Source organism: Marinobacter sp. EVN1 (assembly GCF_000475375.1).
Classification (GTDB): domain Bacteria; phylum Pseudomonadota; class Gammaproteobacteria; order Pseudomonadales; family Oleiphilaceae; genus Marinobacter; species Marinobacter nauticus.
In genome coordinates this window covers 1-7,447 of the sequence record NZ_AXCB01000059.1, presented here as the reverse complement: position 1 = coordinate 7,447, position 7,447 = coordinate 1, and the positions used below count along the sequence as shown (strand labels likewise).

3 protein-coding genes and 1 pseudogene are annotated in these 7,447 nt (G+C 56.4%); all 4 read left to right on the top strand.

The window, feature by feature from the left end; translation table 11 throughout:
- The first annotated feature begins 447 nt into the window (after positions 1-447).
- Positions 448-831: a hypothetical protein gene (locus Q674_RS37130; RefSeq protein ID WP_152526095.1), complete on the top strand. Its 384-nt coding sequence runs from the start codon at positions 448-450 to the stop codon at positions 829-831.
- Between the two features lie 198 nt (positions 832-1,029).
- Positions 1,030-6,111, top strand: a complete 5,082-nt coding sequence (locus tag Q674_RS37125; RefSeq protein WP_023009724.1) for an ATP-binding protein — start codon at positions 1,030-1,032, stop codon at positions 6,109-6,111.
- 251 nt (positions 6,112-6,362) lie between these two features.
- A complete protein-coding gene (locus Q674_RS37120; RefSeq protein ID WP_161629374.1) occupies positions 6,363-7,019 on the top strand; it encodes a DUF4145 domain-containing protein in 657 nt (218 codons plus the stop codon).
- A 95-nt stretch (positions 7,020-7,114) separates the two neighbouring features.
- Positions 7,115-7,447 (top strand): annotated as a pseudogene (locus tag Q674_RS41525) (hypothetical protein); the annotation flags it as partial.

The following is a 7,447-nucleotide window of genomic DNA, read 5'->3' as shown; positions in this document are numbered from 1 at the left end:
TTTTTTGCCGTTTAAACCCAAGATGGGCAAATATCAGCAGTTATTCAGACCTTCCTTAGTTGCTCCGCTAAACACAGAATTCGAATGTTCGCTTGTAAACAAAAGCGAACATTCGAGTCAGGGCTTTCCGCCAGAGCCTCCAAACTAATCACAGCGCTTTCATCCAATAGATTGACGGAGCAAATTGCAGGCGTTGAATGATTACATAGCAGAGATGGCTATGCTCGGCTAAGCTATTGTTTTATCAATCCACGTGCAGCGTGATTGATGGTTCAAAGTCAGTAATAATGACGCAGTCAAATTTCTGCACTGATGAAGCGCACTGCCTAGTCGCTTTAAACACAGGTATTTATGGACGCGAGCTTGATAATTTCAGGCCTAGCCCTTGTGGCTTCGGCTTATAGCATTTATGAGACTCGCCGAAATAACAGGCTAGGACAGTCTCCCGTGATCGTGATCGTTGGGCATGAAAATGAGGGTCCAACTGGATACTCTTTTTCGATAACGAACAAGGGAAACGGCCCGGCGTATTTTAAAAAAGTTCAATATTTTTTGAACTTACAGCCAATTGAGGACAAACCTTTTGGGGAATCGGTCAAGGAGATGCTCAACAAGAACGACATCCGCCATAGTTCCTCAATCACCAACCTGGGTCAGCACAGTGTTATGGCGGCAGGCGAAGAAATCACATTAGCGAAAATCGCGTTCTTGCTAGAAGACTCTGAGAAGTTCCAAAGCCTAGATCATGAGTTTGCAGTGCGAATAATTTACAGCTCCTTACACGGCGATGAGCACGTATGGTTTAGTGATAGTCGCCTGGAAAATCTTTAATTAGTCGGACTGGTTTGTCAGGTTTCGCGCAACAAACCGGCCGCTGCGCATGGCATTACGTGACATCAAGCGTTCTTAGTAAACTTGGTCCGTGCAACCATCGGACGGGACGTGGAACCACTCGCATGACGTCGTCATCGAACTAGTCTTGAAAGACTTTCCCCGACTAGCGATACAATGGAAAATTTGGTGAATTGCATGGATGGCCCAAGCCAGAAACGAGTTTCAAGTCCGATCTCCACGGGCGGCGAGGGTGTGTTCTTCGAGCAACACGTCGCGGCGTACTGGTTAGCGCAGCTGCTCGTGCGCAGCATCCCGCCGATCCTGACCGATACCGGCGTCACCGAAGTCCATTTCCAGACCGAACATCTCGGCTTCAATACGGACGATATTCTAATCGTCTGCGCGCGCGCAGGCTCGGTCACTGCGCGGCTCGTCGGGCAGGTGAAACGCAGCTTTACCATCAGTGCCGCCGACGACGAATGCAAGAAGGCCATTGGCGACTTCTGGAGAGATTTCAAGGAGGCCGACCCGTTCAATCCCCAGCATGACCGCTTTGTGCTTGTCACGCTGCGCGGCACAAATACTCTTCTAGAGAATTTCGTTGGGCTGCTCGACTGCGCGCGGGGCGCGGCCGACGGCGAAGAATTCCAACGGCGGCTGTCTCTCGACGGTTTCATCTCGAAGAAGTCCATCCACCAGTGTAACGAGCTCTGCCGCATCGTCAGCGCATTGGAAGGAACGCCCGTCTTCGCCAAAGACCTCTGGCCTTTCCTGCGGGTGCTCCACGTCCTGAGCCTTGACCTGCACAGCTCCACTCGCCAGACCGAGGCGCACATCAAGACGCTGCTCGCCCTCAAGTCTACCGACCCAGATCCCCTTGCCAGTGCGGCGGCTGCCTGGGATGCTCTTCTAGGCCATGCCAGCGAGGCCGGACCGGGAGCGCGGAGCCTGAAACGCACCGACCTTCCAGCCGCTCTCGTTCAGGCGTACGGCGAGGTGGGCGCACAGGAGCAGCGGGTACTGACCGCACTGAAGAATCACACGGATTTCGTGCTTCGGAAGATCCAGACGACGATCGGGCCTGCTTTCCACCTGCGGCGCGCTGCCATCGTCCACAAAGTGCTTGCGGCCATGGAGGCGAACCAAGTCGTCCTGATAACGGGCCCGGCGGGCAGCGGCAAATCTGTCATCGCGAAGGAAGCGGTGGCCTTTCTCTCCCGCGCATTTTTCGCTTTCGGGTTCCGGGTTGAGGAGTTCGCCGTCGCCCACATTGACGAAACACTCCACAACAGCCAGATTCCTGCGCGCGCCACAGAGCTTCAAGCCATCCTCGGCGCTCAGGACCGTAAGGCGCTCTTGATCGAGAGTGTCGAACGCCTGCTTGAGAAACCGACGCGCGACGGCTTCAGTGACCTCATGACGCTCGCCCATTCCGACGACGGCCTCGGTATCCTCATGACCTGCCGCGACTATTCAGTGGAGCAGGTACGGGCCAGTTTTCTCCAGGTGGCGGGGATTGATCACGCGGTCATCGAAGTTCCGCCGCTTGACGACACCGAATTGCAGGAAATTCAGGCCGCCTTTCCGTCGTTGGCAGTGCCACTCGCCACCCCCGCCCTGCGCGAAATCTTGCGCAATCCGTACTTTATCGATAAGGCATTGCAGATTCCCTGGGATGCGGGACGTCCGCTTCCGAAGAACGAGCGCGATTTCCGCGCCGTCTTCTGGCGGCAGATCGCGCGCGCGGACCAGAATCCGGCCGACGGCATGCCGCGGCTGCGCGAAGTCGCATTGCAGGAGCTGGCGGTGCGCCGGGCACGTGCCCTGTCGGATTACGTGCCAGCTACTGGACTCAACGCCGCAGCCATCGCCTTCCTCAAGCAGGACTCCCTCGTTGTTTCGCCCGACAGCAACGCTTTGCTCGTGGCGACGGCGCACGACGTCCTCGAGGACTGGGCTATCCTTCAATGGATCGAGGAGCTGCACCTTACGGATGAGACGGCGTTCAAGGCATTGTCGTCAGCGATAGGACCCCATCCTGCGGTGCGCCGCTCGTACCGGAAGTGGGTTGCCGAGCTGATCGACCGCGACGCAGCCGCAGCGGACCGGCTGTTCAGCGCGGCCATCACACAGGCGGACGTGCCCGCCCAGTTCCGCGACGATACGTTGGTCTCGCTGCTTAAGGCACCGTCCGCGCCAGAATTCCTCACGCGTCACGAGGCCGAGCTGCTCGACAATGACCGCGCCATCCTCAGGCGGGTCATCCACCTCCTGCGCGTCGCCTGTGTGACGTCGCCCGCGTGGCTTGCCGATGTTCGCGGCCACAGCTCGATCCTGAACGTGCCAGAAGGTGCGGTCTGGGCAACCGTCGTGAGGCTGGTGCATCGCAACTTAGGCAGTTTCGGGCCAGAAGACGCACCGCTGCTTATCGCGTTGATCGAGGATGCCGTGCGGGGCGTTAGCTGGTGGGCACCTGACATCGACGGGGCCGTACATGTTGCCGGCATTGCCCATTGGCTCCTCCCGAGCTTTGACCACTACAGGGGAGGAGACACGCGTCAACGCATTCTGAAGGTGATTGCGAAGATCCCGAAAGCCGACCCAGCGCGCTTCGAAGCCGTCCTGCGCGGACAGATCAAGGAAGGACACCACCGCGATCCCGTCGCCGAGGAATTCCGCGACATCCTCCTTGCGGGGCTCGATGGCGCACCCGCCGCGCGCGACCTGCCGGACCTCCTGATCTCCGTCGCACTGGATACCTTCCTCGCCACGGAGAAATATCTATGCGCGGAACCCTATGGCCGCTCATCCATCGACGTTGACCTTTACTTCGGCATCAAAGAACACCTGCACCATAATTTCTTCCCTGCTAGTGCCTTTCGGGGGCCGTGGATAAATCTGCTTACGCACCATCCGAGAGAAGGCCTCGACTTCCTGATCCAAGTCTTCGGTCACAGTGCCGAGTGGTACGCGCATCCGCGTCTCCCTGACCCCCTCGAACCAGCTTGGGAAGTCGAGCTCACGTTTGCCAATGGGACCAGGCGCAAGCAATGGGTGAACCCGCGTCTCTGGGGCTTGTATCGTGGCATGACCGTCGGGCCTTATTTGCTCCAGTCGTTGCTGATGGCTTTCGAGAAGTGGTTGCTCGACTACGCAAAATTCCATCCCGAGGGGCTCGACGCGGTACTGCTCGAAACTCTACAACGCACCGATTCCGCCGCGCTCGCAGCTGTCGTCGCAAGCGTGGCGACCGCTCACCCTCACCGGTCGGGCGAGGCCCTTCTGGTGCTGCTGTCGGTGCAGGACTACATCGAGATCGATCGTAGCCGCATGGCCGGCGAGCGCCAGACTTCGAGCCTCACGGGACTATTCCCGACCTTCCGCGCCGAAAACAAGATCTACGAAGAGGAGCGGGAAAAGTCGAACGCGCTGCCGCACCGCAAGCACGACCTTGAAGCGGCCATCGCAAACCTGCAACTTGGTGCTATGGCACCGCGGGTTCACGCCATCATAGATCGCTACGTCGCGGCACTGCCGGGGCCGGACGAATGCAATAACCACGACCTCACATGGCAGCTCGCCCTTCACCGGATGGACTTTCGTCAGTATGACGTGGCCGACGACCAGCCCGAAGCGGGCGAAACCTCGGAAGCGGACGGAGAGGGCTCTGCGAGAAATTACGTTCGCCTCGACCCCAAAGCTCCGGCTCCGGAAGTTCAGCAGCTCATTGACGAGAGCTCGAAGAGGATGGGCGAGATGAATACCCGTCTGGGTATTTACATGTGGGGCCTCCAAGTCTTCCAGCGGGAGGCCGGCTCTGCCGATCCTGACCAGTGGCGGGAGAAGTTGGCAAGTGCCAAAGGGATGGATCGCACCGCGGCACATCCCGACAACAGCTGTAACGCTCTCGGATTTGTGGCCGCCGTTTGCGCCCGCGATCACTGGGACGAAATGTCGCCGGAAGATAGGGATTGGTGCACCGACGTTATCGGCTCCGAAATCTTCAGAAACGCGGACCAGTGGGGAACCATCAACCGCATGCAGAGGTTTTCGATGCTGGCAGACCGTCCCTGTGCCTTCGTCGTGCCACTGCTGCTCTCCAAGCCCCTTACTGAAGCACAGACGACGCGCGTACGGCAGGCCTTTATTGCCGCTCTAACCCATCCTATCGATGAGGTCCGTTGGTACGCCACTTGGGGCATAAATGACGAGTTATGGGCCGCGAATCCCGCTCTTGCCATGCGCGCTGTCAATGCCCTCGCAACCGAGGCCGCTCTTGCCGATGGCGACTGGAACGCTGAGAAGAAGAAGCATTACCATAAGCGGCGCTCGGTGGGCACGATCTCGGCCGTCGCGGCCGCAGACGTTCGCGGGCGGTTCTGGATCGAAGGGGAAATCGCCGAAGATGCGCACGTAAGGTTCGACATCACCGAGATATTCGGAGCTGAGGTGCACGCGAAAATTCTTACAATTCTGGGCCATGTTCCAAACGAGCCTCTGGCCGTAGCCGCACACCGGCGCGCCAGCGAAGACCTCGTGGGGTGTTGGAACCGTGAGCACGATTGCGCTCCTGACAGGCGCGAAAGAAACTTTCATAGGGAGCAGGCGATATCCGACCGCATCCAGCAATTTGTGATGCGCGCGTCAGATGCCGATGCTGAGCAAGTCCTCCAGCCAATCCTCGAGGCCGTTGACCGGCATCCGCGCGAGGTCCACACCGTAATCCAGGGGTTCACGAGCAGCGAAGACCGCAACCCCAATACGCCGCATTATTGGTTCCTATGGAACCTGTTTGCCGAGCGGGTCAAGCGCGCCAAGTGGCTCACGCATCTCAACAGGGAACATCCCCGAGGCAGCGAGGTGCTGTCGACGATCTTCCTGACCGCGTGGTGGAAGGACAACGTCCGTCATTGGCGGAGCCTTGAAGGCTATGCCCATAACGTCGACGCGCTCTTCGACGCGCTGCCGCCGGTCTGGATCGTGGTGGACAACTATGTCCGCTTCCTCTATCACATCGGCGAGCGTTCCATGCCAGCCGGGTTTGTGCGCATCGCGAACATGCTCAGGCGCGGAAATCCCGCTGACATGCTGCGCGAATCCAACACCGTATTCATGCTTGAAGTTCTTCTACAACGGCATGTCTACGCGCGGCCGCTTGAACTCAAGCGCGATCCAGCCCTGCGCGAGGCGATCGTGTATGTGCTCGATGTTCTGGTGGAGAGTGGTTCCTCCGCCGCGTTCAGGATGCGGGACGATTTCGTTACGCCAGCGGCCTGATGCTCCCCAACCTCTTTCCAAGGAACTGGCTGAAAGATGTGTCGTGAGTTGTTTCAAGGATTTTCGCCAAGCACTTGGAGAACTAGTGGTAAGTCGGTCACCCAATGATCTTTTCGGGTCGAAAGTGGACAACCAGCGGTTGCATAAACCAAGATGCCCCATAACACCCGCATGTACCTGACCGGCTACAGCGGGCTTCGCCCCCCCTCCGCCGGCAAGTGATGCGGGGCGTTATTACAGAGGGATTGATTATGACGGAGCCTTTGACGAGAGTTCAGTATTGCCCTCATTGCGGTAATCAAGCTCCGCAACGTCTGATTCATACTCAGAGACATATGGAGAAAACCTGGTCGGTTTCTGATGGTTCTGAAGACGAACATCCATGGTCTACTTTCATCGTTGTTTGTGAAACCTGCCATCAAGTTCTCCTTTACGACAATATGGGTGATCAGCTCTCCGATAAAGAGTTTGATCAAGCAGACCTTATTTATCCGAAATCCGGCAATCTTCACCACTCGGTACCAGAGTTGATCCGAAAGGTCTACCAGGAAGCTTTTCGCATAAAAGAACTGGCTCCGAATGCTTTTGCCGTACAGATACGTAGGTCGTTGGAAGCAGTTTGTGAGGATAGAGGGGCTGGCAAAGGATCGCTGCAAAAAAGATTGGCAAATCTTGTTGATAAAGGGGAAATTCCACCGACGCTTTCAGAGCTTAGCGATGTTCTAAGACTTTTGGGTAATCTTGGAGCTCATGGTATCAATGAGTCGGTTCTTCCTATTCAGGCAGCGGCAATTGACGATTTTTTCAGGGTGATTGTTGAGTATGTGTATGTCGCTCCCCACAAACTCAACGAATTTAGGGAGAAAATGGAGCAGTATCGCTCGCTCAGATCGAGCGTCGAGGAGTAACAACGAGTCGCTGTTATTGGATATTTTTTCCGCCACTTTTCGGCTCCAAAAATTCCTCAAAGCTCAGCGTTAAGGTTCTATTTAAAAGGTTGAGAATGATCCAAGTAAAAGTTCCACAAAATCTATCACTCAGAAACGCTCTAAATTTTTGTAATCGCCTTTGGGATTTAGAGCATTCTGATGAGTACGCTTTTGACTTCGTGAACTTAGGATTAGTTGAGCCTTTCACCATGGCCTACGTGGCGAATGAAATGAAAAGGTTCAGAGAATCCAAGCCAAGAAGCAGGTTTACGGCTCTGAATCACCATAGCAAATCATATGCTGCACACATGGGATTTTTTCGAGCATTTGGGTTGAAGTTTGGAAACGAACCCGGAGAGGCTGTTGGTAGCATTACTTATCTACCCCTAACCCGGATTTCTCATAGG